Source organism: Actinomycetospora sp. 2LY8.5 (assembly GCF_057180585.1).
This window is the reverse complement of the sequence record NZ_JBXUHE010000002.1, coordinates 321,967-347,919: the sequence shown is the minus strand read 5'-3', so window position 1 is coordinate 347,919 and position 25,953 is coordinate 321,967. Positions and strand designations below refer to the sequence as shown.

24 protein-coding genes and 1 tRNA gene are annotated in these 25,953 nt (G+C 74.3%); 8 read left to right on the top strand and 17 right to left on the bottom strand.

Annotated elements, in window-relative coordinates; all coding sequences use genetic code 11:
- The first annotated feature begins 2 nt into the window (after positions 1 to 2).
- Both AC2A1K_RS03965 and AC2A1K_RS03960 read left to right on the top strand, forming a co-directional pair.
- Complete coding sequence (locus AC2A1K_RS03965) at positions 3 to 557, top strand: PadR family transcriptional regulator (RefSeq protein WP_483895005.1); 555 nt, start codon at positions 3 to 5, stop codon at positions 555 to 557.
- Positions 554 to 1,828, top strand: coding sequence for a cytochrome P450 (locus AC2A1K_RS03960; protein WP_483895004.1), 1,275 nt, complete (start codon positions 554 to 556; stop codon positions 1,826 to 1,828). Before AC2A1K_RS03965 ends, AC2A1K_RS03960 begins: the two co-directional genes overlap by 4 nt.
- Here the strand turns inward: AC2A1K_RS03960 and AC2A1K_RS03955 are convergent.
- The 4 genes from AC2A1K_RS03955 to AC2A1K_RS03940 form a co-directional block, all read right to left on the bottom strand.
- Positions 1,825 to 2,580 (bottom strand): ANTAR domain-containing protein, encoded by a 756-nt coding sequence (locus AC2A1K_RS03955; protein WP_483895003.1) that lies wholly within the window; start codon positions 2,578 to 2,580, stop codon positions 1,825 to 1,827. The two genes, AC2A1K_RS03960 and AC2A1K_RS03955, sit on opposite strands and share 4 nt — an antisense overlap.
- Before the next feature lie 139 nt (positions 2,581 to 2,719).
- Positions 2,720 to 4,381 carry an acetolactate synthase large subunit gene (locus AC2A1K_RS03950; protein WP_483895002.1) on the bottom strand — a complete coding sequence of 554 codons (1,662 nt, stop codon included), beginning with the start codon at positions 4,379 to 4,381 and terminating at the stop codon, positions 2,720 to 2,722.
- Between the two features lie 156 nt (positions 4,382 to 4,537).
- Positions 4,538 to 7,579: a heparin lyase I family protein gene (locus AC2A1K_RS03945; RefSeq protein WP_483895001.1), complete on the bottom strand. Its 3,042-nt coding sequence runs from the start codon at positions 7,577 to 7,579 to the stop codon at positions 4,538 to 4,540.
- 271 nt (positions 7,580 to 7,850) lie between these two features.
- Entirely contained in the window at positions 7,851 to 9,938 is a 2,088-nt protein-coding gene (locus tag AC2A1K_RS03940; RefSeq protein WP_483895000.1) for a S9 family peptidase, read from the bottom strand.
- Between the two features lie 119 nt (positions 9,939 to 10,057).
- Here AC2A1K_RS03940 and AC2A1K_RS03935 point away from each other — a divergent pair, with 119 nt between their 5' ends.
- Positions 10,058 to 11,083 (top strand): tryptophan--tRNA ligase, encoded by a 1,026-nt coding sequence (locus AC2A1K_RS03935; RefSeq protein WP_483895100.1) that lies wholly within the window; start codon positions 10,058 to 10,060, stop codon positions 11,081 to 11,083.
- A gap of 4 nt (positions 11,084 to 11,087) precedes the next feature.
- Here AC2A1K_RS03935 and AC2A1K_RS03930 read toward each other — a convergent pair whose 3' ends face one another.
- Together AC2A1K_RS03930 and AC2A1K_RS03925 are read right to left on the bottom strand one after the other, a co-directional pair.
- Positions 11,088 to 11,438, bottom strand: a complete 351-nt coding sequence (locus AC2A1K_RS03930; protein ID WP_483894999.1) for a hypothetical protein — start codon at positions 11,436 to 11,438, stop codon at positions 11,088 to 11,090.
- Positions 11,439 to 11,618: 180 nt separating this feature from the next.
- Complete coding sequence (locus AC2A1K_RS03925) at positions 11,619 to 12,053, bottom strand: HIT family protein (protein WP_483894998.1); 435 nt, start codon at positions 12,051 to 12,053, stop codon at positions 11,619 to 11,621.
- A 101-nt stretch (positions 12,054 to 12,154) separates the two neighbouring features.
- Between AC2A1K_RS03925 and AC2A1K_RS03920 the strand changes: the two genes are divergently transcribed.
- Positions 12,155 to 12,877, top strand: coding sequence for a type 1 glutamine amidotransferase (locus tag AC2A1K_RS03920; RefSeq protein ID WP_483894997.1), 723 nt, complete (start codon positions 12,155 to 12,157; stop codon positions 12,875 to 12,877).
- A complete protein-coding gene (locus AC2A1K_RS03915; RefSeq protein WP_483894996.1) occupies positions 12,874 to 13,788 on the top strand; it encodes a TIGR03854 family LLM class F420-dependent oxidoreductase in 915 nt (304 codons plus the stop codon). The genes AC2A1K_RS03920 and AC2A1K_RS03915 overlap by 4 nt, the downstream gene beginning before the upstream one ends.
- Here the strand turns inward: AC2A1K_RS03915 and AC2A1K_RS03910 are convergent.
- Positions 13,785 to 14,213, bottom strand: a complete 429-nt coding sequence (locus tag AC2A1K_RS03910; protein ID WP_483894995.1) for a pyridoxamine 5'-phosphate oxidase family protein — start codon at positions 14,211 to 14,213, stop codon at positions 13,785 to 13,787. The two genes, AC2A1K_RS03915 and AC2A1K_RS03910, sit on opposite strands and share 4 nt — an antisense overlap.
- Before the next feature lie 25 nt (positions 14,214 to 14,238).
- On the bottom strand, positions 14,239 to 16,161 hold the full coding sequence (locus AC2A1K_RS03905) for a hypothetical protein (protein WP_483894994.1): 1,923 nt from the start codon (positions 16,159 to 16,161) through the stop codon (positions 14,239 to 14,241).
- A gap of 221 nt (positions 16,162 to 16,382) precedes the next feature.
- Here AC2A1K_RS03905 and AC2A1K_RS03900 point away from each other — a divergent pair, with 221 nt between their 5' ends.
- Positions 16,383 to 17,558 carry a type III PLP-dependent enzyme gene (locus AC2A1K_RS03900; RefSeq protein ID WP_483894993.1) on the top strand — a complete coding sequence of 392 codons (1,176 nt, stop codon included), beginning with the start codon at positions 16,383 to 16,385 and terminating at the stop codon, positions 17,556 to 17,558.
- The gene (speD, locus tag AC2A1K_RS03895) at positions 17,533 to 18,789 is read left to right on the top strand and encodes an adenosylmethionine decarboxylase (RefSeq protein ID WP_483894992.1); all 1,257 of its coding nucleotides are present in this window, start codon (positions 17,533 to 17,535) and stop codon (positions 18,787 to 18,789) included. The genes AC2A1K_RS03900 and speD overlap by 26 nt, the downstream gene beginning before the upstream one ends.
- A gap of 45 nt (positions 18,790 to 18,834) precedes the next feature.
- Here speD and AC2A1K_RS03890 read toward each other — a convergent pair whose 3' ends face one another.
- The 3 genes from AC2A1K_RS03890 to AC2A1K_RS03880 all read right to left on the bottom strand — a co-directional run bounded on the left by AC2A1K_RS03890 (position 18,835) and on the right by AC2A1K_RS03880 (position 21,323).
- Positions 18,835 to 19,248 carry an acyl-CoA thioesterase gene (locus AC2A1K_RS03890; protein ID WP_483894991.1) on the bottom strand — a complete coding sequence of 138 codons (414 nt, stop codon included), beginning with the start codon at positions 19,246 to 19,248 and terminating at the stop codon, positions 18,835 to 18,837.
- Entirely contained in the window at positions 19,245 to 21,032 is a 1,788-nt protein-coding gene (locus tag AC2A1K_RS03885; protein WP_483894990.1) for an AMP-binding protein, read from the bottom strand. The genes AC2A1K_RS03890 and AC2A1K_RS03885 overlap by 4 nt, the downstream gene beginning before the upstream one ends.
- Before the next feature lie 69 nt (positions 21,033 to 21,101).
- On the bottom strand, positions 21,102 to 21,323 hold the full coding sequence (locus AC2A1K_RS03880; RefSeq protein ID WP_483894989.1) for a DUF3618 domain-containing protein: 222 nt from the start codon (positions 21,321 to 21,323) through the stop codon (positions 21,102 to 21,104).
- Positions 21,324 to 21,406: 83 nt separating this feature from the next.
- Between AC2A1K_RS03880 and bcp the strand changes: the two genes are divergently transcribed.
- Positions 21,407 to 21,880 (top strand): thioredoxin-dependent thiol peroxidase, encoded by a 474-nt coding sequence (bcp, locus tag AC2A1K_RS03875; RefSeq protein WP_483894988.1) that lies wholly within the window; start codon positions 21,407 to 21,409, stop codon positions 21,878 to 21,880.
- A gap of 3 nt (positions 21,881 to 21,883) precedes the next feature.
- On the opposite strand, the gene AC2A1K_RS03870 is transcribed toward bcp, so the two are convergent.
- The 6 genes from AC2A1K_RS03870 to AC2A1K_RS03845 all read right to left on the bottom strand — a co-directional run bounded on the left by AC2A1K_RS03870 (position 21,884) and on the right by AC2A1K_RS03845 (position 25,890).
- A tRNA-Leu gene (locus AC2A1K_RS03870) sits at positions 21,884 to 21,956 on the bottom strand.
- A 100-nt stretch (positions 21,957 to 22,056) separates the two neighbouring features.
- The gene (locus AC2A1K_RS03865; RefSeq protein ID WP_483894987.1) at positions 22,057 to 22,896 is read right to left on the bottom strand and encodes an alpha/beta fold hydrolase; all 840 of its coding nucleotides are present in this window, start codon (positions 22,894 to 22,896) and stop codon (positions 22,057 to 22,059) included.
- The gene (locus AC2A1K_RS03860) at positions 22,893 to 23,477 is read right to left on the bottom strand and encodes a class I SAM-dependent methyltransferase (protein WP_483894986.1); all 585 of its coding nucleotides are present in this window, start codon (positions 23,475 to 23,477) and stop codon (positions 22,893 to 22,895) included. The genes AC2A1K_RS03865 and AC2A1K_RS03860 overlap by 4 nt, the downstream gene beginning before the upstream one ends.
- 7 nt (positions 23,478 to 23,484) lie before the next feature.
- Complete coding sequence (locus AC2A1K_RS03855) at positions 23,485 to 24,111, bottom strand: non-canonical purine NTP pyrophosphatase (RefSeq protein WP_483894985.1); 627 nt, start codon at positions 24,109 to 24,111, stop codon at positions 23,485 to 23,487.
- Entirely contained in the window at positions 24,108 to 24,851 is a 744-nt protein-coding gene (rph, locus tag AC2A1K_RS03850) for a ribonuclease PH (RefSeq protein ID WP_483894984.1), read from the bottom strand. The genes AC2A1K_RS03855 and rph overlap by 4 nt, the downstream gene beginning before the upstream one ends.
- 280 nt (positions 24,852 to 25,131) lie before the next feature.
- Positions 25,132 to 25,890 carry an MBL fold metallo-hydrolase gene (locus tag AC2A1K_RS03845; RefSeq protein WP_483894983.1) on the bottom strand — a complete coding sequence of 253 codons (759 nt, stop codon included), beginning with the start codon at positions 25,888 to 25,890 and terminating at the stop codon, positions 25,132 to 25,134.
- Positions 25,891 to 25,953 lie beyond the last annotated feature (63 nt).

The following is a 25,953-nucleotide window of genomic DNA, read 5'->3' as shown; positions in this document are numbered from 1 at the left end:
CGATGACCTACGTGTGGGTGGACGTGCTGCTGCTGAGCCAGCTCGCCCGGCGGCCGTCGCACGGCTACGAGCTGCGCCGGCGCGTCGAGGCCGCCACCGGGATCAAGCTGCACAACAACTCGCTCTACCCGGCGCTGCGGCGCTTCGGGGAGGCCGGCGCGGTCACCCGCACGCTCGAGCCGCAGGAAGGGCGGCCACCGCGGCACGTCTACACGCTCACCGACGTCGGCCGCGAGCTGCTCCACGACCAGCTGGCCGACCTGCCCGAGGAGCTCGCGGGCGACGAGCCCGAGTTCCTGGCCCGCCTCGCCGGCTTCGGACGGCTCGCGCCCGAGGAGCGGCGCGGTGTGCTCGCGGCCCGGGGGCGGGTGCTGGCCGAGCGGCGGACGCGGCTGGCGGGGCTCGCGGAAGCCGCGGCGCCGGCGGACCCCGACACGCCCGACGACCCCTGGGCCGGCCTCGTTCTCGACGAGGTCCTGCGTCGCATCCGCGAGGAGCAGGCCTGGCTCGACCGACTCGCCACCCGTGCCGACGACCCCACCGAGGAGACGACGTGACCACCACCACCTCGACCGCGCACGACCTCTCCGATGACCCCACCGATGACCCCTCCGATAGCAAGGCCCCGGACCTGCCACGGCTGCCGTTCCCGCGCGAGGGGGTCCTCGCGATCTCCCCGCTCTACGAGCGTCTCCGTGCCGCCGGGCCGATCACGAAGGTGCGCACCCCCGCCGGCGACGTCGTCTGGCTCGTCGCGCGCTACGAGGAGGCCAAGGCCCTGTTCGCCGACCGTCGCCTCGGGCGTTCCCACCCGAAGCCCGAGGAGGCCGCCCGCGTCTCGGACGCCGGGGTGATGGCGGGACCGACCGGCGAGCACGAGCACGAGGACGCCGACCACTCGAGCATGCGGCGCCTGCTCACACCCGCCTTCTCGGCGAAGCGGATGCGTCGCCTGCACGACCGGGTCGCCGAGCTCGCCGACGGACTGGTGGACGGCCTCGCGCCGTCCGAGGACGGCACGGTCGACCTGCACGCCGACTTCTCCGTGCCGCTGCCGATCTTCGTGATCTGCGAGCTGCTCGGCGTGCCGGTCGAGGACCGCGTCTACTTCAAGGACCTCTCCGAGCGCATGGCCACCCTCACCGGCGACGACCCGGCGGTGGCACGCGCCGAGTTCGAGCGGTACACGGCCGGACTCGCCGAGGCCAAGCGCACCGAGCCCGGCGAGGACGTCATCTCCGATCTCGTCGCCGCCCAGGAGCACGACCCGCGTCTGACCGACGCGCGGCTCGCGGAGCTCACCGTCGGCCTGCTGTTCGCCGGGCACGAGACGACGGTCAACCGGCTCTCCCTGGGCGTCGTGCTGCTGCTGGTCAACCCCGAGGTGCGCGACCGGCTCGTCGCCGACCCCGCCGGCTCGGTCGACGCGATCGTCGAGGAGGTGCTGCGCCTCGCCGAGCCCGGCGGGATGGGGCTGCTCCGCTACGCACACGAGGACGTGACGGTCGGCGCGGGCTCCGAGCAGGTCACCATCGCGCGCGGCGACGGCGTCGTCATCGTCACCAGCGCCGCCAACCGCGACGAGGACGCCTTCGACGAGGCGACCGCCTTCGACCCGGACCGCAGCCCGAACCCGCACCTGTCCTTCGGGCACGGGCCGCACTTCTGCATCGGGGCGAGCCTTGCGCGCACCGAGCTGCGCATCGGGCTGACGACGCTGTTCACGCGGCTGCCGGAGCTGTCGCTCGCGGTCGACCCCGAGCAGCTCACCCTGCACACCGAGCGCCTCACCGGCGGGCTCGACACCCTCCCGGTGCGCGTGCGTTAGAGCTCGGTGCGGCGGGTCACCAGCGTCTCGGCGACGTCGCGGAGCTTCACGTTGAGGTCCTGCGAGGTCCGCCGGAGCACGTCGAACGCCTCGTCGGCGCTCAGGCCGCGGCGCTCCATGAGCACGCCCTTGGCCTGGCCGATGACGTCGCGGCTCTGGAGCGCCTCGAGGAGCTGGGACTCGCGCAGCTCCGACGCCGTGCGCCCCTGGACCGCGTTGATCGCCGTGGCCGCGTGGGCGGCGAGGACGAGCGCGAGGTCGCGGTCGACGGCGTCGAGCCCCTCCGGGGACCACGAGTAGAAGTTCAGCGAGCCGAACCGTGGCGGGGCGCCGCCGGGGAACATGCCCGTCGCGAGCACGGCACCGAGCTCGAGGTCCTCGGCGGCGCGGGCGCCGAACGCCGGCCACGTGACGTCGAGGCCGGTCAGCCGGTCCATGGCCGCGCCGACGCCGGTGCGGTACATCGCGGTGTGGCTCGGGCCCTCCCCCACCTCGTCCTGCAGGGCGTCGGCCCGCTGGGCGACGGGGTGGCTCGCGGCCACGGTGTCCAGGCGCCCGTCCGGGTTGCGGAGCACCACCGAGACGAGGTCGGCGCCGGGCACGATCGCGTGCGCGGCGTCGACGACCCGCTCGACGACACCGACGACGCCGAGGTCGCCGGGCACGGCGAACAGCGAATCCGCCAGGGCCACGAAGGCGTCGGCGAGGCCCCCGTCGATCTCGCCGGACTCCGACGTGCTGTCGACGGTCATCGTGGTGCCCCCTCTCCTGGTCGCTGCGGGACCGGACGTGTCCGGGAAAGTATCCGCGCTCCGAGGAGGGGCGTTACGGGCAGGGGCGGGGGTCACACGATGCGACCACGAGCGGCGACCCGAGCGGCCACCCGAGCGGTCACCGGGCGATCAGCTGCCCCAACCGCTTCGTCAGCTTCACGTTCTCGCGGTAGTCGACCGGCACGACGATGACCGACGGCTTGTCGCGCCGGTCGAACGCCTCCTTGAGGGCGGGGCGGAACTCGTCGGCCGACTCGATGCGGCGGGCGTGGCAGCCGAGGCCCTGGGACACGGTGACCAGGTCGGGCGTCGTGAACTCGGTGCCGAAGTGGTGCCCGAACTCGACCTCCTGCTTCCAGGAGATCAGCCCGTAGTCGTTGTCCTCCCACACCACGTTGACCGGCGCGACGCCCAGACGGGTGGCCGTGGCGAGCTCCGCCATGTTCATCATGAAGCCACCGTCGCCGGAGAGGGCCACCACGCGACGCCGCGGCTCCACCAGCGCGGCGGAGACACCGCCGGGCACCGCGATCCCCATCGAGCAGAAGCCGTTGGAGATGATGCAGGAGTTCGGCGAGTACGTCGGGTAGTGCCGCGCCACCCACATCTTGTGGGCCCCGACGTCGCTGATGAGGATGTCCTCGTCGTCCATCTCGGCGCGCAGCTCGGCGAGGATGCGCTGGGGCTTCATCGGGAAGTCGCCGGTGTCGGCCTCGGCACCCGCCCCGGCCTCGGTGATCTCCTCGGTGAGCGACTCGCGCACCCGGTGGTGCAGGTGGACGTCCTCGTAGTGGTGCTCGTCGGTGAGGCCCTCGTTGATCGCCCACAGGGTCGCGGCGACGTCCCCGACGATCTCCACGGTCGGTCGGTAGGCGTCGTCGACCTCGGCGGGGTCGAAGTCGATGTGCAGCAGGCGCTTGGTGCGCCCGATGTTCCAGCGCGCGGGCGGCCACTCGACCATGTCGTAACCGACGGCGATCACGAGGTCGGCGGCCTCGAAGACCTCGGTGACGTAGTCGCGGGAACCGAGACCGACGGCGTACAGGCTGCGCTCGTGGCGGTCGGACAGCGCGCCCTTGCCCATGAACGTCATACCGGCGTAGATGCCGGTGCTCTCGACGAACCGCTGCAGCTGACGGCTCACGCGCGTGCGCACGCAGCCCTGCCCGACCAGCAGGACCGGGCGCTCGGCGCGGGCGATGAGGTCCAGGGCGGCCTCGATCGACTTCTCGTCGGGGACGGGGCGGCGGACCTTCTCCGGCGGCACGATCGGCGCCGCCTCGACCTCGTGCTTGGCGATGTCCTCGGGCAGCTCGACGTGCGTCGCGCCCGGCTTCTCGGCGACGGCGAGCTTGAACGCCTTGCGCACGACCTCGGGGATCGTCGACTCGTCGCGCAGCGAGGTCGTCCACTTGGTGATGGGCGTGAACATGTTGACCACGTTCATCGCCTGGTGCGACTCCTTGTGCAGGCGCGTCGTGGCGCCTTGCCCGGTGATCGCGACGACCGGGGAGTTGTCCATGTTGGCGTTGGCCACGCCGGTGACGAGGTTGGACGCGCCGGGCCCGAGCGTCGACAGGCAGACCCCGGGTTGGCCGGTGAGGCGCCCGTAGACGTCGGCCATGAAGGCGGCGCCGGCCTCGTGGTGGGTGGGGACGAAGCGCACCGGCGACTCGCGCATCGACATGAGGAGGTCGGCGTTCTCCTCGCCGGGCACCCCGAAGACGTACTCGACGCCCTCGGCCTCGAGACACCGCAGGAACAGGTCGCTCGCCCTCATGTGTCGGTCCCACTCCCCGGAGATCGGCGCGCTGTCGACCAGGGACTGATGCCCATGACGAGGGTCGGGCACACCCCGGAGCACGTCGAGGGTGGCTCCGGTCTCGTTCCGGGGGTGCTCCGGGGCCCCGCGCGCGGAGGTCGACGGAGATCAGGCTCAGCGTTGCCGGACGCGCGTGCTCGTCCCCGTGCCGGCACCGGTGTTGGACGCGTCGGTCCCGCCGTCGCCGGAGGAACCGCCGATGAGGTCGAGCGTGCCTGTCCCGGTGTCCGTCGCGGCCACGTTCCCGCCGGTGGCGCCACCGTGCTCCGAACCGGCCAGGTTCGACACCGAGTCGAGGGAGTCGCCGATCTTGAGGTCGTTGAGGAAGATCGTCGCCGGCTGCGCCGGGCCGCCGGTGTGCCGGTAGATGCCCGTCTTGAGGTAGTCGAACGAGTCGATCATCGTGCCGCGGGGCGGGCGGAAGTTCTGCAGGACCTGCTGCCCCTCGCGGTAGACCGAGACCGACCCGCCGCCGATCTCGAACTCGATGTCCATCTGCACGGCCAGGTTGCGACCCGCCTGCACCGGACCGAGGTCGCGCACGCGATCGCCCACGTTGGCGAGCCAGAGACGCCCGTCGACGACCTCGAGTGCCACCGGCGGCGAGGTGTTGCTGCCGCCGTCGTGCAGCTGCCAGATGACCTGCCAGTCCTGCGTGTCGACGGGGAAGTCCTCGGGCAGGAAGGCGCTGTAGCCGAAGAAGAGGCGCTCGCCCTCACGGATGTTCTGCGCCTCCTCCGGGCGCACCTCGGAGCGCTTCGCGCCCCCGGGGACCTCGAGCTTGACCACCTGACGGCCGGGCACGTTCGGGCTCTCGACCTGCTCCGGGTCCAGCCCGCCGCCCTCGACGTTGCCGCCGTTGGAGTCCTGGAAGCCCGCCAGCCCGGACGTGAGCGCCCAGAGCGCGCCGGTGTCGCTGCCGGCGGAACCGGTGCCGGCGCCGCCGGTGCTCGTGCCGGTGCCGCCGGTGCTCGTGCCGGTGCCGCCGGTGCTCGTGCCGGTGCTCGTGCCGGTGCCGCCGGTGCTCGTGTCGGTCCCGTCCTCGGCGCTGCCCGTCCCGCCGGCGTCGGCCTCCTCGCAGGCGGAGCCGCCGGTGCCGGGGTCGCTGGTGCCGGAGCTGCCGCTCCCGGTGCTCCCGGTGCTCCCGGTGCTCGGGCTCGCGGAACCCGACCGCTCGTCAGGTGCCGTCGTGGTGCGCGGCTGGGAGGTGGAGCCGCCCGTGGTGCGGGGATCGTCGCGCGTGCAGGTGCTCCCGGTGCTGTCCGTTCCCGCATCCCCGTCCGGCGGGGTGGTCGACCGCGGTGGCGAGCCCGACCCGGTGCCGCTGCCCGGTGTCGTCGATCGCGGCTGTGACCCCGTCCCGGTGCCGGTGCTCCCTCCCGGGGCCGTCGAGCGCGGCCCGTACTCGCCGCCGGTGTCATCGCCTCCCGGCAGGGCCGTCGTCGAACCCGAGCCGGGCGCGGTGGAGGTCGCCGGCACCGGCCCGTCCCCGCCGGTGGTGTCCGTGCCCTCGTCGCCGCCAGGCGCGAGCCCGCCGTCGGCCGGGTACTCCCCGGTGCCCGAGCCGGGGAGCTCCGTGCTGCGGGGCAGCTCCGGAGCGGTCGTCCGCGGCGCCGTCCCGCCCGGCGGGTCCGTCTCGTACCCCGAGCCACCAGGCGCCGTCGTCCCCGGGGCCGTGCTGTCGCTGCCGGTCCCGCTGCCGGTCGTCCCGGGAGCAGGGCCGTCGGGCGCTGTCGTCTCGTACTGCGAGCCGCCGGGAGCCGTCGAACCCGGTGCGGTCGTCTCCGGCGCCGTCGTCTCCGGCGTCGTCGTCTCCGGCGCCGCGCCACCCGGAGCGTTCGTCTCGTACTGCGAGCCACCCGGAGCCGTCGAACCCGGTGCGGTCGTCTCCGGCGCCGCGCCACCTGGAGCGTTCGTCTCGTACTGCGAGCCACCCGGAGCCGTCGTCCCCGGTACGGATCCGCCGGTCGCCGGCGCCGCCGACGAGGTGGTGGGCGCGCCCGACGACGCCGGCGCGCCGGCCGGGTTGGCCGTGGGCCCTTCCGCCGCCGGGAGCGAGGTGATCAGCCGCCCGAGGGACTCGGACGCCCAGCGGGTCGCGGGCGTGTTCGGGGCGACCTCGAGCTGGTCGTACCCGCCATGCTCCGGTGCGGCGACGGCCTCCTCGAGCGTCGGCGCGGTGGCGCCGGGCGTGGTGGCGCAGACGGGGTCCTCAGGAGCGCAGACCTGGATGGTGCGTTCGGCGAGCGATCCGAAGCCGCCGTCGCGCGCGGGCAGCACGCCCTGACCGGTGACGCCGTCGGGGACCGTGCGCACGTTCGGGTCGCGGGCCGGGTCGCCGAACAGACCGACCGCGAGGACCCGGTCGGCGGGCACGCCGGCCTCCTGACCGGAGCCGATCCGCGCGGCGACGTCGCCCACCACCTGCGCGCCCTGGGAGTAGCCGAACAGCATGACCCGGCCCGTCGGGCAGCCGGCGAGCTGCGCGGCGACCTGCTCGGTGAGCGCGGTGGCGGCCTGCTGCTCGCCGGAGCCGGTCTCGGGCCCGGGCACCGCGACCACGGCCAGCCGCTGCCCCACTCGCTGGACCAGGGGGTCGGTGAGGGCCCCGAGGGTCTGGCCCCCGCCCGCCCCGCTGCCGTTGACCGCGAACAGGGTGACGTCGCGGCACTCCGCGGGCGCCGGGTCGCCCGGCGCCGCCAGCGTCACCACGCCCGTGCCCACCGCGCCGACCATCACCGCGGCGGTCAGCGCCGCGGCGAACGCCAGGAGACCCACGGGGCGGCGACGGGGTCGCTCCGTGACGTCGGCCAGCGCCGGGGCCCGCCGACGTGCGCGTCGACCGGGCCGTTCCCACCCTGCGCACGGTCGCGGCGAGCGGCCGTCGTCGACCCCGCCGTCGGCGTGGACGACCAGGGGCCAGACGCTCCACGGGCTCGACATCTCCACGCGCACCGGCCGGCCGAGCCGCGCGGCCCGGCTCGCGGCGAACGCGAGGCCCTCACGGTGCGGGTCGGCGCCGCGGGGGATCGCCACCGCGGCCCCGTCGACGAGGAGCGGAACCCGGCCCGGCGTGCGATCGACCCGCAGGCGCACCACGGGCGTCGCGGGCACCGGACGACCGAACCGGTCGACCATCCGCTCCGTGGCGCTCACACGCCACCGCCCCGTACCGACCGCGCCATGCCTGCCCCTCCACCACCGTGCCCGGCCGTGACCGGGGCGGGGCGGGCCCGGCCGGGTCTCGGGAACACGGCCGGGTCGCCCTCGCCGCGCCAGCTTCGGCGAGCGCCGCGAGGCGTGGGTGCGGTTTGGGAGAACTCGTCGAAGTCTTCCCGATCGCAAACGCCCACGGCGTGTCGCGCGACCGAGCGTGTGGCGATCCTGGCGTGAGACGCCAGCGATGCCGCATCGCTGGTACCGAGCGCTACCCCAGGGCCTCGCGCAGGAAGGCGACCTGGAGCAGGAGCAGGTTCTCGGCGACGACCTCCTGCGGCGTCATGTGCGTGACGCCCGAGAGCGGCAGGACGGTGTGCGGGTGCCCGGCGGCGAGCAGAGACGACGACAGGCGCAGGGTGTGGGCGGCGACGACGTTGTCGTCGGCGAGCCCGTGCACGAGCATCAGGGGCGGCGCCGGCGTCTGCGCACCCGGGTCGTCGGTGATCGACGAGCGCGCGTAGGCGTCGGGACGCTCGTCGGGATGGCCGAGGTAGCGCTCGGTGTAGTGGGTGTCGTAGAGGCGCCAGTCGGTCACCGGTGCGCCGGCCACCGCGGCGTGGAAGACGTCGGGGCGGCGCAGCACCGCGAGCGCGGCGAGGTAGCCGCCGAACGACCAGCCGCGGATGCCGACGCGGTGAAGGTCGAGGTCGCCGACCTGCTCCGCGGCCGCGCGCAGGGCCGCGACCTGGTCGTCGAGCACCGGGCCTGCGAGGTCGCCCCACACCGCCCGCTCGTACGCCGGACCGCGACCCGGGGTGCCTCGGCCGTCGGCGATCACGACCGCGAAACCCTGGTCGGCGAACCACTGCGAGGTCAGGAACATCGCCCGCGTCGCGAGGACCCGCTGCGCGTGCGGCCCGCCGTAGGGGTCGAGCAGGACCGGGAGCTTGCGCGAGCCGGGCACGTGCCCGGTGGGCAGCACCACCGCGACCGAGGGGCCGCCCGCGTCGGTCGCCACCGGCCGGACCACCGGTTGCAGGCCCGGGGACTCGGCGTGGGAGGTCACGCCGACCGTGCGCCCGTCGGCGGTCCGCACCCAGGTGCGCGTGCCGTCGGCGTCGAGGTCGCCGCCGGCGAGCACGGTCACCCCGCCGGCGCGGCGTCCGGCCCAGACGCCGTACTGCGGGCCGACACGCGTGGCACCGCCCCGGCGCGACCACGCCCAGAGGGTCACGTCCTCAGGCCGCTCCGAGGCGGTGAACAGCACGGTGTCGCCGTCCACGTCGGCCACACCGCGCACCTGCAGCCCGCGCGGGGTCACGGCCTCGTCGCCGACGACGAGCCGCCGGGTGTCCTCGACGTCCGCGCACCGCACCAGCGCGCCGTCGCCCAGGTGCGCGGGCACGCCGGGCACGAGGTCGACCCAGACGTCGTCGGTCTCGCTGAGCAGGACGTCGGACCCGCCGGTGTCGGGGTCGACGCGACGCAGGTCCACGCGGCGCTGGTCGCGGGACGACACCGTGACGAGGAGGTCGTGGACGTCCCATGCGACGGCCGCGAGGTACTCGGTGCCCTCGCCGAGGTCGACGGTGACGCGCGTCCCGTCGAGGTCGACGAGCGCGAGCGTGACGTCGGCGTTCGCGGTGCCGGCGGCGGGGTAGGCGGTCTCGACGGGCGCGCGGTCGGGGTGCGCCGGGTCGGCGATCCACCAGCGCGTCACCGGCGCGTCGTCGACGCGGGCCACGGCGAGCTGCGAGCCGTCGGGCGCCCACCAGTACCCGCGGTAGCGGTTCATCTCCTCGGCGGCGACGAACTCGGCGAGGCCCCAGGTCACACCCGGCCCCTCGTCGCCGGCCGGGCCCGCGAGCACGTGCGTGGTACCCGTCGAGAGCTCGTGGACTCCCAGCGTGCCCTCGCGCACGAAGGCGACGCGGGCGCCCGTCGGGTCCGGGCGCGGGTCGACCACCGGGCCGTCCACCGGCAGGGGCGCCGGCCGCGCGCCCGGGACGAGCTCGACGGTGAACGCCCGCCCGGACAGCACGAACACCGCCAGTCGGGCCGCCGCGTCGAGGGCGTACTCGACGACGCCGCCGGACTGCTCGCGCACGCGCTCGCGACGCGCGCGCTCTTCGGGCGGCAGGTCCTCCTCGCCGGGGACGTCGAGCGTGAGCGGGTCGACGAGCAGGTGCTCCTCACCCGTGGCGACGTCGAGCATCCACAGGCAGGTCACCGGGTCGTCGCCCGCACGGCTGCGCAGGAACACGACACGCCCGCCGTCCGGCGAGACCGTCGCGCGGCGCGGCGCGCCGAGGGTGAACCGGCGGGTGGCGGCCTGGCGACGGGGGAAGCTCGACACACCGCGCAGTGTGCCGGAGACGGAGCGCAGCGGAGCGGAGCAGAGCTCGACCACGAACCCGCCGTGGCCGTACGCGAGCCCCGAAGCCGGTCGACGCCCCGGATAGGCTCGGAGTCGTGGTGGAGACGGAGCGGCGGAAGATCGCCCTGACCGGGATCAAGCCCAGCGGCGAGCCGCACCTGGGCAACTTCGTCGGCGCGATCCGGCCCGCGCTCGAGCTCGCGCGGACCGCGGAGTTCGAGTCGCGGTACTTCATCGCCGACCAGCACGCGCTCACGGGCACGCCCCCGGCCGGTGACATCGCGGCGTGGACCCGCTCGGTCGCCGCGACGTGGATCGCCGCCGGCCTCGACCCCGAGCGCACCGTCTTCTACAAGCAGTCCGACGTGCCCGAGACCTTCGAGCTGACGTGGATCCTCTCGTGCGTCACCGGCAAGGGCCTCATGAACCGCGCGCACGCCTACAAGGCGGCCCGCGACCGCAACGTCGCCGCCGGTGAGGACCCGGACGCGGGCATCAACATGGGGCTCTACGAGTACCCCGTCCTCATGGCCGCCGACATCCTGATCATGGAGTCGGACCTCGTGCCGGTGGGCCGCGACCAGCTGCAGCACGTGGAGATCGCCGCCGACGTCGCCGGCAGCTTCAACCACCGCTACGGCGAGGGCTTCCGCCTGCGCGTCCCCGAGGCCGTCGTGCCGCCCGAGACGACGGGTCACACGCTGCCGGGGCTCGACGGGCGCAAGATGAGCAAGTCGTACGACAACTACATCCCGCTCTTCCTGCCCGCGCCGAAGCTCAAGAAGCTGGTGCGCCGCATCCCGACCGACTCCACGCCGGTCGAGGCGCCGAAGGACCCGGACTCCTCGTCGGTGTTCCAGATCCTCGCGCAGTTCGCCGAGCCCGACGTCGTGGCCGACACCCGCAAGCGGCTCGAGGCGGGCGGCGTGGGCTGGGGCGACCTGAAGAACCAGCTCGCCGACGTGCTCGAGACCCAGCTGGGGCCGTTGCGCGCCCGCTACGAGGAGCTCGTCGCACCCGACAGCGAGCTGGACGCGATCCTCGCGCGCGGCGGGGAGATCGCCCGCGAGCAGGCGTCGCGGACGCTGCGCGGGGTGCGCCGCGCGGTGGGGGTGGAGGTCTGAGGACCTAGGGCGCGCTGGTCGCGCGGTCGGCCGGCTCGGCGTGCCGCCGCGGGGCGGGCAGCCCCTCGACGACCTGGTCCCACCCGGCCCGGCGGCCGAGCTCGTCGGGGGTCTCCGGCACCTCGGGCAGGTCGCCGAGCCAGAGGCGCAGCGGGCCGGTGTCGAGGGGGCGCAGCGCGCCCTCGGGGTCGGTGGCCTCCGCCCGACGCCGCAGCCAGGTCCCGAGCGCCAGGGCGGTGACGACCGACGCGACGCACCAGCCGACCACCAGCACAGCGACCCACATGAGGACCGGCACGAGCACCTCCGACGTCGGGGCGGGGATCGCGGTGACCGAGCGTGCCCGGTAGCCCACCGCGTGCGTTGCCCCGAGGATGACATCCCGGACATCGCGAGGGGGCCCTTCTCACTCGATCGGACGTCGCGACTTCGACCATTCGGCGCGCAAGAACGACCGCCGACAGGTGACGGAGGACCGTTCGTCTCACGTCATACTCTATTCGTCGCGCATCAGGGTGCTCCGCTGAACGCGTTCTCAGGTGGCGTGCAGCGCAGCGACGATACGCCCGGCGACCGCAGCCGACTCGTCCGGAGAGCCGTACGGGTGGCGGGGCCCGAGGAAGAACCGCAGCCCGTCCTTCGGCCGCCGCGGGATGACGTGCAGGTGCAGGTGCGGCACCGACTGGCTGATCACGTTATTGATCATGATCAGCGAGCCCGGTGCCTCCATCGCCGACTCGACGGCCCGCTCGAGGTGCTGGGCGAGCGCGAAGAAACCCGGCAACTCGTCGGGCGGCAGGTCGGCCAGCGTCGTCACGTGGGTGCGCGGGACGAGCAGGACGTGGCCGTGGAACACCGGCGACGTGTCGAGGAAGGCCATCGTCGACGGGCCGTCGTGCACGACGTCGGCCGGGGCGTCGCCGGCGAGGACCGCACAGAAGGCGCAGGGCTTGGTCTTGCGCGGGGGCACGCGCCGAGCGTGTCAGGTGTCCTGACACCCGTGACGCCCGGGCGACCCGAACCGCGCAACCTGCGGGGACGCATCGGCCGGGTCCGTGCGTTGCATCGGACATGGGTGCACCGACGATGCTGGTGATCGGCCACGAGGTCTCCGCAGAGACCGCGCTCGTGCAGGCGGGGACGCTCGTGGGCTGGGCGGCCGAACGCGGGATCGAGATCGTCCCCGGCGTGGCCGGCGAGGCGCTGCCCGCGCCGGGGACGCTCGACGCCGTGGCCGTGCTGGGCTCCGGGCAGGGCGCGTGGGACGACGCGGTGCCCTGGCTCGCCTCCGAGATCGCCTACCTGGAGTCGGCGATCGCCGAGGACGTCCCGATGCTCGGCTTCTGCTTCGGCGGGCAGCTGCTCGCCCGCGTCCTGGGCGGAACGGCGCACGCCGCGGACGGCCGCCACGAGAACGGCTGGCGGGAGATCACCACCTACGCCCCGGAGATCGTGTCGCCGGGCCCGTGGATGGAGTTCCACTTCGACACGTTCACACCGCCGCCGCAGGCCGAGGTGCTCGCGACGTCGGAGCGCTGCACCCAGGCCTTCCGGGCCGGCGCGCACCTCGGGGTGCAGTTCCACCCCGAGATCACCCCCGCCGAGCTCGAGACGTGGATCCGCCGCTGGACCGGCACGCCGCTCGAGGCGCGGCTGCCGGAGTTCGGTGTCGACCGTGACGCGCTGCGCGCCGAGACCGTCACGCGCGCGGAGGAGTCGCGCGCCGCGAGCTGGGTGCTGTTCGACGCGTTCGCCGAGCGGGCCGGTCTCGTCCGCGATGTCATGGTGCGGTGACGGCAGACCTCATGAAGGTCCGCGTCGGGCTCGGCGCCGGCCCGTCGCGGGACGACCCGGCGGCCTCGACGCTCGAGCTGGTCGACGGCTGCGAGGCGCGGGGCATCGACTCGGTGTGGTTCCCCGACCGCATGGCCGCGCCGGCCGTCGAGCCCCTCGTCGCGATGAGCTGGGCCGTCGGGCGGACGACGTCGCTCAAGGTCGGCAGCGGGGTGATCGTCCTGCCCGGGCGCAACCCGGCGGTCGTCGCCGCGCAGCTCGCCTCCCTGGCCGCCCTCGCGCCGAAGCGGATCCTGCCGGTGTTCGGTCTGCGCCCCGCGACCGCGGCCGAGCGCACCGCCTACCCCGTGCCCGGCCCCCGCGCCGGGGTCTTCGAGGAGGCCCTGACCGTCGTGCGACGGCTGCTCACCGAGGAGTCGGTGACGTTCCACGGCGAGTTCTTCACCCTCGACGACGCCGTCGTCGAGCCACGCGCCCGGCGCCCGCTCGACCTGTGGCTCGGCGGGCTGGTGCCGGCCGCGCTGCGCCGGGTCGGGCGTCTCGCCGACGGGTGGCTGGCCTCGTTCGTCACCCCGGCCGAGGCCGGCGCCGCCCGCGCGACGATCGCCGCCGCGGCCGCCGAGGCCGGCCGTGAGGTCGAGGAGGACCACTACGGCACCAACCTGCTCGTGCTGCCACCCGGCACGTCCGCCCAGGACGCCGATCGGGCCCGCGCCTCGGCGGTGCACCGGCGCCCGGAGCTCGACCCGCGCGACCTCGTCGCCGACGGCTGGGACGACGCGCGCCGACGTGTGCAGCGGTACGTGGACGAGGGCATCACCAAGTTCGTCGTGCGCCCTGCCGTGGCGCCGGCGTCGTGGCCGGGGTTCCTCGACGAGTTCGCCGAGCACCTCGTGCCGCTCGAGACCTAGAGTCCCCGGCTCGCGAGCACCCGCGTCAGCACGATCACCAGGACCACACGGGCCGGGTTGACGCGCGGCGGGTGGTAGCGCTCGGTGTAGCGGCGCTCGCCGTCCGCCACCGTCGCCGGGTCGTCGCGCACCACCGCGAGCCCCTCGAGGGTCGACCACCGCCGGCCGTCGACCTGGGTGAGCGCCACGCGCGCGCCCGCGTCGCCGCCCAGGCGCACGTGGCGGGCCTTGGCGCTGTGCCCCGAGGTGAGCACCCGGGCGACCGCCGTGTCGAGATCGAGCGTGCAGTTCACCGGCACCACGTGCGGCGATCCGTCCCGGCGCAGCGTCGTGATCGTGCTGACGCGGTGGTCGCGCCAGAACTGCGCGAACTCCTCGCCGCGGCCGCGCAGGTCGGACGGCGTGACGGTCGGCGTCGGGGTCATCCGGCGATCGTGCCCGGCGCGGTGATCACCCGCCCGGGCCGGGGGTGCGCGTCACGGTGGTGGCGATCCACGCCCAGAACCGGGGATCCAACGGCGACGTCGTCGGGATCGCCATCTGGGGCTCGACCGTGTACGCGACGGTCCGGTTGGAGCCCTGCCCGTTGCCCACGGACTCGCCGACGACGTTCGAGTCGCTGTCCCCGCTGGCCGTCGTCCGCCGGGAGGTCGGGCCGGAGGACGAGTCCGAGGAGCCCGACGAGTCGGAGGAGCTCGCCGTCGACCGCGACGTCGACCGGCGCGTCGTGGGATCGGACGTCTCGTCGTCGGCGCTCGCGCTCGACGAGCTCGACCGCGTGCTCGACCGCGTGCTCGGGTCGGACGAGGAGTCGGTGGACGAGGAGTCGGTGGACGAGGAGTCGGTGGACGATGTCCGGGTCCGGGACCGGCTGGACGCCGCGGTCTCGTCGTCGTCCGCGGACCCGGTGGTGCGGGCCCGGGTCGACTCGGTCGTGGCGTCCCCGTCGGGCGCCGACGTGGAGCGCGCCGAGCCGCCGGAGCTGCCCGTGGTCCGGCCGGCGCTGCGGTCGCCGGTGCGTGCCGGCTCGTCGGCGGCCGTGGTCCGGTGGCGCGTGGTCAGCGACGCGCCGGTGGTGGGGTCGACCGTGGTGGTCGTGCCCGCCTCGTCGTCGACCGTGGTGGTGACCCCGGTCGACGGGTCGGTGGTGGTCCGCGGCGCCGAGCGCCGGTCCCCGTCGGACACCTCCGTCGCGTCCGCCGGCAGCGGCCACCCCTCGGGGGTCGTGGTGGGCCGGCTGCGACGGCCCTCGGAGCCGGTGTCCTCGCCGGCCTCGCCGGCCGCCGGGTCGCCCGGACCGCCGGGCTGGCCGTAGGTCGGCCACCCCTCCGGCGTCGTGGCCGGCGCGGCGCTGGTGGTCGCCTCGTCCGTCCGTCGCGGCTGGGTCCGGTCGCCGTCGCCGGGCACGAGGTCGGGCAGCAGCCCGCCGCCGCCACGGCTCGCCTCGTCGTCGCGGCCGCCCTCGCGCTCCTGGCCGCCGGTGCGGTCCTGGCCGCCGCCGGTGCGGACCTGGCCGCCGCCGTTCCCGCCGCCGTTGCCATCCCCGCGACCCGGCTCGTCGCCGCCCCGGCCGCCGGTGCCGGCCCCGCCAGCGGTGCCGCCACCACCACCGGTGCCGCCGCCGTTCCCGGGCAGGAGATCGGGCAGCAGGCCGCCACCGTTGCCGTCACCGTTGCCGCCACGGTTGCCCGGACCGTCGGCACCGCCGCGACCCGACGTGTCGTCGTCCCGGCCGCCCCCGTTGCCGCCCCCGTTACCACCCCGGCCGCCGGGGGATCCGGTCGGCTCGTCGCGCGTGGGGTCGGGCAGCAGCGGGAGGTCGAGCACGGGGCCCGGATCGTCGTCGGTGGTCGGCGTCTGCGGTGGGTTCGCGGCGGCGCCCGTGTCGCGCGGGCCCGTCGGCTCGGCCGCCGGGGCCGGACCCGAGCCGTCGGCACCGGGCAGCGGCACCGCGTCCACACCCGGGACGAGCTCGTCGAAGCCCGGCGGCGGGGTGGCCGGCTGCTCGGACCCGGGGTAGGCGGGCTCGCCGGGCGAGGCCGGCGCGGAGGACGAGGGTCCGAGCGCCCGCGAGCCGGGCAGCGGGATCGGGGTCAGCGGCGGGGCGACGTCGTCGGGGAGGGAGCTCTCGGGAATCGCGCCGTCGGTGCGGGGCGCGTCGGGGAGCGCCTGAGGGGCGCCGCCGTCCGACGTGGACCCACCCGAACCCGGCGCGCCGTCGGAGGAGTCGTCGACCTGCTCGGAGGTGGTCGGCACATCGGTCGCGTTGCCGGTCAGACCCGCCGCGTCGTCCCGGGGACCACCCGGCACGACCGCCGTCCCGACGCCGAACAGCGCCGCCACCAACGCCACCGTGAACAGGCTCGTGATCACGATGTTGCGTGGTGTGCGGAACGGCCACGGTCGCGGACGCGGTGCCGGGTTCCAGCCTCGGGACGAGGTGGACGGCATGCAACCCCCTTCGCAACATGCCCGCCCCCGACAGCGGTCCGCAGCTCCCACGGCTCCGGAGATCCATACGGTACGCCGGAGGGATGCCCCGGGTCAGCCGTCTCGTGGTGTCCACGAAGAATTGGGCAGGCACCATGGAGCCCGTGGGTGTCGAGCCCGGGACGCGCGCGGACGGGCGCCCCGTGACCGCGGACCGGCCGTCCCCCCACCTCGACCTCGACCTGGCCACGGTGCGTCACGCCTATCGCACGATGCGCAACGCGCTGCCCGGGATCGAGCTCTGCTACGCCGTGAAGGCCAACCCGCACCCCGACGTCCTCGCCCTCCTGGTCGCCGAAGGGGCCTCGTTCGACCTCGCGAGCGTCGGCGAGCTCGACCTCTGCCGGATGGCCGGAGCCGGTCCGGCGGGGCTGTCCTGGGGCAACCCCGTGAAGAAGATCACGGATGTGCGCGCCGCCCGGGCCGCCGGGGTCACCCGGTTCACCAGCGACGCCCCCGCCGACGTCGAGCTCCTCGCGCGGGAGGCCTCGGGTGCGGTCGTCGGGGTCCGGCTCGCCGTGGGTGACGACGGGGCGGCGACACCGTTCGCCGGCAAGTTCGGCGCGAGCGAGGACGAGGCCGTCGCGCTCCTCGCGCAGGCGCGGGCCGCCGGGCTCGACGCCGCCGGCATCGGGTTCCACGTCGGCTCCCAGCAGCGGGATCCGTGGGCCTGGGTGCGCGCGATCGACGCCTCCGCGCGCGTGGCCGCCCGGCTCGGCGAGCACGCGCCGCGCGAGCTGAACCTCGGTGGCGGCTTCCCCACCCCCCACGCCGGTGGCGCCACGCCCGACGTCGGCGCCTGCGCGGCCGCGATCCGCGACGCCCTCGCCCGGCACGCCGCGTGGTGGCGCCCGCGCGTGCTCGCCGAGCCGGGCCGAGCGCTGGTCGCCGACGCCGGTGTGCTGCGCGCCGAGGTCGTCCTCGTCGCCGAGCGCGCCGGACGGCGCTGGGTGTACCTCGACGTCGGCCGCTACCAGGGCCTCGCCGAGACCGAGGGCGAGATGATCGTGTACCGCCTGCGTACGCCCGGCCGGAGCGGGGAAACCGGTCCCGTCGTGCTCGCCGGGCCGACCTGCGACGGCGACGACGTCCTCTACCGACACGCCGACGTCCGTCTCCCCCGAGACCTCGTGCCCGGCGACGTCGTCGAGTTCCTCGGCGCCGGCGCGTACACCGCGAGCTACGCCTCGGTGGGCTTCAACGGCCTGCCGCCCCTGCCCACGTACGTCCGCGAGATCCCGGAGGAAGGTGGAATTGACCACCACGCCCGCGAGCACTGAGCCCGTCACGTTCGCCGGACGGCACGTCCTCGCCGAGCTGCGCGGCGTCGACCCCGCCGTCCTCGGCGACGAGCGGCACGTCGCCGACGCCCTGCGCCGCGCGCTCGACGCCGGCGGCGCGACCGTCCTCGACGTCGTCGCGCACCGGTTCCAGCCGCAGGGCACGACGGTGCTCGCGCTGCTCTCCGAGTCACACGCGTCCGTCCACGCCTACCCCGAGGCCTCGGCGGCGTTCGTGGACGTGTTCACCTGCGGCATCCAGGCGGACCCGGAGCACGTCGTCGACACCCTCGGTCGCGAGCTGGGCGCGACCGACGTGCGCGCCCAGGTGGTGGCCCGCGGCGCCGGGCTCGCCCCGGCCGCGGGCGGGCGCGAGGTCGACGAGCCCCTGGCCGCGGGTATGCGACGGCGCTGGCGCCTCGACGAGGTGCTCTGGCGGGGACGCACGGAGTGGCAGGACATGATGGTCGCCCGCACGGCGCAGGGGGTCTCGCTGTTCTGCGACGGCGAGCGCCAGTCCACCGAGGCGAGCCAGCTCGTCTACCACGAGGCCCTCGCCGTGCCCCCGATGCTGCTGGCCGACGAGCTGCGCTCGGTGCTGGTCGTCGGCTCGTCGGAGGGTGTCGTCTCCCAGCTCGCGGTCGCCGCCGGCGCCACGCGCGTCGACCACGTCGACATCGACACCGAGTGCGTCCGCCGCTGCGCCGACCTGCTGCCCTACGGCTACTCCCCCGACGAGCTGGCGGCGGCCGAGCGCGGCGAGGGTCCCGTGCGGATGCACGACGCCGACGGCTGGCAGTTCCTCGTCGACGCCGCCGCCCGCGGCGACCGGTGGGACGTGGTGATCGTCGACCTGCCCGACGAGCCCGTCGAGATCACCGACCCCGCGCAGCACGCCCGCCTGTACGGCGAGGAGTTCCTGCGGCGATGTTCGGAGGTCCTCGCCCCCGGCGGCGTCGTCTGCTCGCAGGCGGGGTGCCCGACGCTCTGGCGCCACGACACGCTGGGCCGCATGACCCGACGGTTCGACGACGTCTTCGGCACCGTGCTGCCGTACTGCTCCGACGAGCACGAGTGGGCGTACCTCACGGGTCGCGTCGACCCCGTCGACGACCCGGTCGCCCTCGCGATCTCGCGCCTCGACCGCTTCCCGACGCTGACCTCCATCGACGCCGACGCCCTGCGCCGCGGCGCGATCCTGCCGTTCGCACTGCGCGCGGGGGCGTCCTGAGTCGCCCCGGCGCCACCGTGGATCCAGGTTCTCGCTCTGCTCGGGCTAGGACGACGACAGCGCCGCGGCGAGCTTCTCCGGGATCCCCGGGGCCTTGGACCACGCCTTCGTCTCGGGGTCCTGGACCACGACGACGTAGACGTTGCGGCCGGTCACCGCGACCTCGTCGGCCGAGCGGTAGACGGTGAACCCGAGCGTGAAGCTCGTCGTCCCCTGCCGCTCGCACGACACCTCGACCCGCGCGTCGTCACGCCACCGCACCGACCCGCCGTAGTCGAGCTCGGAGTGCACGACCATCACGTCGACGCCCGAGGCGATGAGGTCCGGGTACGCCAGCCCGACGTGCTCGAGGAAGCCGGTGAAGGCCTCGTCGAACCACGTCAGGTAGTGCCCGTTGAAGACGACGCCCTGCTGGTCGATCTCCGCGTAGCGCGGGACGACCGGGAACGCGTAGCTCACTGGCGCAGCTCCGGGAAGTCCTCGTCGCGGAACTCGCCCTCGGGGGCCGCGGCGTCGGGCCCGGGACGCAGCTCGTGCTCGCGGCCGCGCAGCTCCACCCGGCGGATCTTCCCGGAGATCGTCTTGGGCAGCTCGTAGAACTCCAGGCGCCGCACCCGCTTGTAGGCCGGCAGGTTCTCGCGCGCGTGGCGCAGGATCGCCAGCGCCGTGTCACGCGAGGGCTCGAAGCGCGACGAGAGCACCACGTAGGCCTTGGGCACGGCCAGGCGCAGCGGGTCCGGCGACGGCACGACCGCGGCCTCGGCGACCGCCTCGTGCTCGATCAGCACGCTCTCGAGCTCGAAGGGGCTGATGCGGTAGTCGGACGCCTTGAACACGTCGTCGGAGCGGCCGACGTAGGTGATGTAGCCGTCCGCGTCGCGGGAACCGACGTCGCCGGTGTGGTAGACGCCGCCGCTCATGACCTCGTCGTTGCGCGCGGGGTCGTCCTTGTAGCCCACCATGAGGCCGAGCGGACGGTCGGTGAGGTCGATGCAGATCTCGCCCTCCGTGATGTGGGGGCCGCGCTCGCCGGTCACCGGGTCGACCAGCACGATCGGGTAGCCGGGCAGCGGGCGGCCCATCGAGCCGTCCTTGACCGCCTGCCCGGGCGGGTTGCCGATCTGCAGCGTCGACTCGGTCTGTCCGAAACCGTCGCGGATGGTCATGCCCCAGGCCTCGCGGACCTGCTCGATGACCTCCGGGTTCAACGGCTCGCCGGCGCCGACGAGCTCGCGCACCGGCACCTGCACCCGGGTCAGGTCGGCCTGGATGAGCATCCGCCACACCGTCGGCGGCGCGCAGAAGGTGCTCACGCCCTTCTCGACGACGACATCGAGCAGCTTGTCGGCGTCGAACTTGGTGTAGTTGTAGATGAAGATCGTCGCCTCGGCGATCCACGGCGCGAAGACGTTGGACCACGCGTGCTTGGCCCAGCCCGGCGAGGCGACGTTGAGGTGCACGTCGCCCGGCTGCAGGCCGATCCAGTACATCGTCGAGAGGTGCCCCACGGGGTAGCTCGTGTGCGTGTGCTCGACGAGCTTCGGCTGGGACGTCGTGCCGCTGGTGAAGTAGAGCAGCAGCGTGTCGGAGCCCTTGGTGGGTGCGTCCGGTGTGAACTCGGCCGGGGAGTCGTAGGCCGCGGAGAAGTCGAGCCAGCCCGATGGGTCCGGCTCCGCTGCACTCCGCGTCCGCGGCTCGGTGATGTCGCCTCGATTCCCCTCCTGGCTGCCGACGGCGATCTTCGTGTACTCGCCGGGCACGTCGTCGAACTTGTCGACGTCGACGTCGCGGACGATCACGTGGCGCGCGGCGCCGCGGTCGATGCGGTCGCGCAGGTCGGCGGCGCCGAGCATCGGCGTGGAGGGGATGAGGATCGCGCCGAGCTTCATCGCCGCGAGGATCGAGTCCCAGAGCTCCACCTGGTTGGCGAGCATGAGGACGATCCGGTCGCCGCGCCCGACGCCCTGCGCGCGCAGCCAGTTGGCGACGCGGTTGGAGCGCTCGCTCATGTCGGCGAACGAGTACTTCGCCTCGCGGCCGTCCTCCTCGACGATCCACAGCGCGGGGCGCTGGGCGGTGCCGGGGTCCGCGCCGATGGCGTCGAAGTGCTCGAGGGCCCAGTTGAACTCGTCGAGCCGCGGCCACGCGAAGTCGCGCAGCGCGGCGCCGAGGTCCTCGCGCCGTTCCAGCAGCAGGTCCCGCGCCCGGCGGAACTCGGTGGCGGCCTTGCTGAGCTCGGGCACGGCGGGGACCTCCTACGTGACGCCGGTGGCGAGGCGGTTCTACCACCTCGCCACCGGTGTCGCGCCTGCCTACGTGAGCAGCTTCCGCAGAATGAGGAGCCCCACGAGCGCGCCGGCGGCGTAGACGGCGTACTTCACCTTGGGGTCGGCCCACTTCTGTGCGGCCATCTCCTTGCCCTGCTCCGAGAGCCGCTGCGGGTTGGCCCGCTCGGAGAGCTCGTCGAGGGCTCCGGCCAGCGCCTCGCGCGCCTGCTGGATCTCCTTCTCGATGGCGTCCGTGTCCCGTGCCACGGCACCTCCCGTGCTGTCGTCGGTCGCGCTGACCGTCGCTCTGTTCGCGACCGGCCGGTGGTCGGCGGCTATCCTGCCCGCCCGTGACCGCCGATACCCGCCTGGCCCCCGGTCAACCCGCCCCGGACTTCTCGCTGACCTCCGATCAGGGGGAGACGGTGTCCCTCGCAGACCACCGCGGGCACCGTGTCCTCGTGTACTTCTACCCCGCCGCCATGACGCCGGGGTGCACCAAGGAGGCCTGCGACTTCCGCGACAACCTGGCGACGTTCAACGACGCCGACGTCGCTGTCCTGGGGATCTCGCCGGACAAGCCCGAGAAGCTCGCGACGTTCCGCGACAAGGAAGGCCTGACCTTCCCGCTGCTCTCCGACCCCGACAAGTCGGTGATGCAGGCGTGGGGCGCCTTCGGCGAGAAGACGATGTACGGGAAGACGACCACCGGTGTGATCAGGTCGACCTTCCTCGTCGACGCCGAGGGGAACATCGAGGAGGCGCAGTACGGCGTGAAGGCCACCGGCCACGTGGGCCGGTTGCTGCGCGATCTGAAGCTGTAGGGGTGCCGGCGGCGGGAGTCGAACCCGCACTGCCACCCTCCTAAGGGGTGTGCCTCTGCCTTTGGGCTACGCCGGCTCTGCGCCGACCCTACGAGACCCCGGTGCGCGAGTGTGCGCGCATCGAGGTCCACAGAGCGTCTTGACCTTGATGGGCGCACACTCGACGCGCACTGCCCCTACAGGAACGCCCGGACCGCCGCCGCGACCTCGTTCGCAGCTTCCAGGGGCACGAAATGGCCGACGTCCTCGAGGTGGTGCACGCCGCGCAGGTCGGTGAACGCGCGCTCCAGGCCCTCGGCGAGCCGGGGAGGGAAGAGCGGGTCCTGGTCGCCCCACAGCACGGTGGTCGGCACGGTGACCGGGGACGGCGGGTCCTGCCCGCGCATCGCCAGCGCCGTGCGCAGGGTCGCCGAGCCCGAGCGATACCAGTTGACCGACACCGTGAACGCGCCCGGCCGCGCGTAGGCGTCCACGAGCTCGTCGGTGACCGCTGTGTCGACGGCGATCCCCCGGTGGCCCCAGTGCCCCCAGAAGTACTCCAGGTAGGCCCGGACGTTCGCCGCCGACCCGTCGACGAGGTTCTCGACGAGGTCGAGCTGGTGGAAGTCCTGGTACCAGAACTCGGCGCGATGGTCGTCGTCGAGCGACGCCGCCGCCGACCCGGGGTGGATCGCGTTGCCGAGCACCAGCGCGCGGACCCGCTCGGGCGAGGTCCGCGCGATGTGCGAGGCCGTCGTCGACCCCACGTCGTAGCCGACGAGCACGGCGGAGTCGAAGCCCAGGTGGTCCATCAACTCGAGCACCGCCGCACCCTGGGCGTCGCGGCCGAAGTCTCTGGCCGGACGTGACACGTCGCCGGGACGGAACGAGGCGCCGAAGCCAAGCAGGTCGGGCACCACCACCTGGGCGTCGCGCTCGAGCAGCGGCAGCAGGGCACGGTAGTCGGACGCGGCGCCGGGCCAGCCGTGCAGGCAGACCACCGGGACGCCGTTGCCCTCGTGCACGTACGAGATCACGTGATGCCGAGTACCCGGAATCCCGCGTGCGACGACAGTCGTCGTGCCGTGTGGCCCTGCTCGCCGAGCCAGCGGGCGAGCGAGTCCGAGCCCAGGTTCTTGCTCACCACCAGGTACGACGACCCGTCGACGCGCGGCAGCCAGCGCAGCAGCAGCTCGTGCAGCGCCGCCTTCCCTGAGCGGATCGGCGGGTTCGACCAGAGCTCGGCGAAGCGCGCGGCGTCGGGCACCTCGTCGGGCCGGCAGGGGCGTACGTTCGTCAGGCGCGCGGCGGCCGCGTTGGCACGCACGAGGTCCAGCGCGCGGTCGTTGACGTCCACGGCCCAGACCGTCGACGACGGGCGTTGGACGGCGAGCCAGAGCGCGATCGGGCCGTAGCCGCAGCCGAGGTCGAGCAGGTCACCGGTCTCGGCGGGGTCGGGCGCGTTCTCGAGCAGCACGCGGGTGCCCTTGTCGAGCCGGCCGCGGGAGAACACCCCGGAGTCGGTGGTGAGGTCGAACGCCACCCCGCCGACCTCGAACCGGAACGGGACCGGGTCCGACGGCGAGGTCGGCTGCTCGGAGAAGTACTGGTCGGTCACGACACCACTAACCGAGTTCCGCGAGTCTCGGGATCAGCCCCCGCAGGGCCCGCGACCGGTGCGACACCGCGTCCTTCTCCTCGGGCTCCATCTCCGCCGACGTGCGCGACTCGCCCTCGGGGACGAACGCCGGGTCGTAGCCGAAGCCGTTGGTGCCGCGCGGGAGGCGGATGAGGCGGCCGGGCCAGCGCTCGACGACGACGATCTCGCGCCCGTCGGGGTGCGCGGCGGCCGCGGCGCAGACGAACGCGGCGCCCCGGCGGTCCTCGGGGACGTCGGCCATCTGGTCGAGCAGGAGCGCGAGGTTCGCGGCGTCGCGCTCGACGCGCGAGGTCGAGCCGGACCCCTTCTGGCTGCGTCCCGACCAGCGCGCCGACAGCACACCCGGCATCCCGTTCAGCGCGTCGACGGCCAGCCCGGAGTCGTCGGCGACGGCGAGCAGCCCGGTCGCCGCGGCGGCGTCGCGCGCCTTGGCCAGCGCGTTCTCCTCGAACGTCGCGCCGGTCTCGGGGGCCTCGGGGAACGCGGGGACGTCCTCGAGCCCGACCACCTCCCAGGTTCCGGCGAGCCCACCGGTCAGCCGGCGCAGCTCGGCGAGCTTGGCGTCGTTGCGGGTGGCCAACAGGATCTTCACGGCAGCTCTCCCGGGTACGGCTCGGCGAGCGCGGCGGCCTGGAGTTCGGTGAGGCGGGCGCAGCCGGCGAGCGCGCTGTCGAGCATGGCGTCGAGGGTGGCGCGGGTGTAGGTGGCGCCCTCACCGGTGCCCTGGACCTCGACGAGCGTGCCGGTGTCGGTGGCCACGACGTTCATGTCGACCTCGGCGCGCGAGTCCTCCTCGTACGGCAGGTCGAGGCGCACCCGGCCGTCGACGACGCCGACGGAGACCGCGGCGATCGAGCAGGACAGCGGCTGGGGGTCGGCGAGACGCTTGTGGTGACGCAGCCAGGTCACGGCGTCGGCGAGGGCGACGTAGGCACCGGTGATCGCCGCGGTGCGGGTGCCGCCGTCGGCCTGGAGCACGTCGCAGTCGAGCTGGATGGTGTTCTCGCCGAGCGCACGCAGGTCGATCGCGGCGCGCAACGCGCGGCCGACGAGGCGGCTGATCTCGTGGGTGCGCCCGCCGACCCGGCCCTTGACCGACTCGCGGTCGCTGCGGGTGTGCGTCGCCGACGGCAGCATCGCGTACTCGGCGGTCAGCCAGCCGAGCCCGCTGCCCTGGCGCCAGCGTGGGACGCCCTCGGTGACGCTGGCCGCGCAGAGCACCGTCGTCCGCCCGAAGGAGACGAGCACCGACCCGGCCGGGTGCTGCTGGAACCCCCGCTGGATGTTGATCTCGCGGAGCTCGTCGTCCGCCCTGCCGTCGCTGCGTGCCACGGGCGACCACCCTAGGAGTCACCGGGCACCGCGCCCGCCGTCGGGCCCTCCGTCGGCGACCGGCACCGGGCGCGACGAAGGAGCGCCTCGGGTCGCGTCGTGGCGGCGGGCAGAACCAGCCTGCTATGCGGCGGCGGTCGTCGTGGCGCTCTTCGTGCCCGCCCCGCGGCGGCGCGCCGAGAAGCAGGAGCCGGCGCGCGTCGAGCGTCGGCGTGTCGCGCAGCGAGGATGTGGTGATCCTGGCCTGTGACGCCAGCGATGCCGCATCGCTCGTATCCCCCTAGATCGTGTAGCGGCCGTCGGGGACGACGAGTTCCGTGGGACCCGAGAACTCCTCGCGGGCCTCGGCGAGCAGCGCCGGGCCGTCCTCCCACGCGGGCACGTGCGTGAGCAGCAGCCGCGCCACGCCGGCCTCGCGGGCGGTGCGCCCGGCCTGGCGGCCCGAGAGGTGGACGCCGGGCGGTCGTTCGGGGCCGTCACTCCACGTCGCCTCGCAGAGCAGGACGTTCGCGTCGCGCGCGAGCCCGATCAGTTCGCGGCAGGGTCCGGTGTCGCCGGAGTAGACGAGCGAGCGGCCCTCGTACTCCAGGCGGATGCCGTAGGCCTCGCAGGGATGGTCGACCGGCGCGCTGGTCAGGGCGACCGGCCCGATCGCGGCGGGGCCCTGGGCGAAGGGACGGTACGAGAAGACGTCGGTGAGGTCGGTGGCGACGCGCTCGTCCGACGACGGCGCGTAGGCCACGGCGAGACGGACCTCGGTCTCGGTGGGGCCGTGCAGCGGGATGACCTTGCCGGGACCGTCCGGGTGCCAACGCTGGTGGACGATCAGCCCCGAGACGTCCGCGCAGTGGTCCGGGTGGAGGTGCGAGAGCACCAGGGCGTCGAGGTCGAACGGGTCCATGTGCCGCTGGAGGGCACCGAACGCACCGTTGCCGAGGTCGAGCACCAGGGACGTGTCGTCCGCGCGCACGAGATAGCCCGAGGCCGGGGAGTGCGGACCGGCGCCGCTGCCGGAGCATCCCAGGACGATCAGTTCCACGCGCGCACCCTACGGGCCGGACCTGCCCGTTCGCACAGGCCCACGGGGACCACACCGCTCACG

Bases quoted from the DNA above. Each gene is read 5' to 3' on its own strand.
- AC2A1K_RS03955 (WP_483895003.1), bottom strand. From the start codon at position 2,580: ATGACCGTCGACAGCACGTCGGAGTCCGGCGAGATCGACGGGGGCCTC.
- AC2A1K_RS03965 (WP_483895005.1), top strand. From the start codon at position 3: ATGACCTACGTGTGGGTGGACGTGCTGCTGCTGAGCCAGCTCGCCCGG.
- AC2A1K_RS03920 (WP_483894997.1), top strand. From the start codon at position 12,155: ATGGGTGCACCGACGATGCTGGTGATCGGCCACGAGGTCTCCGCAGAG.
- AC2A1K_RS03910 (WP_483894995.1), bottom strand. From the start codon at position 14,213: ATGACCCCGACGCCGACCGTCACGCCGTCCGACCTGCGCGGCCGCGGC.
- AC2A1K_RS03950 (WP_483895002.1), bottom strand. From the start codon at position 4,381: ATGAGGGCGAGCGACCTGTTCCTGCGGTGTCTCGAGGCCGAGGGCGTC.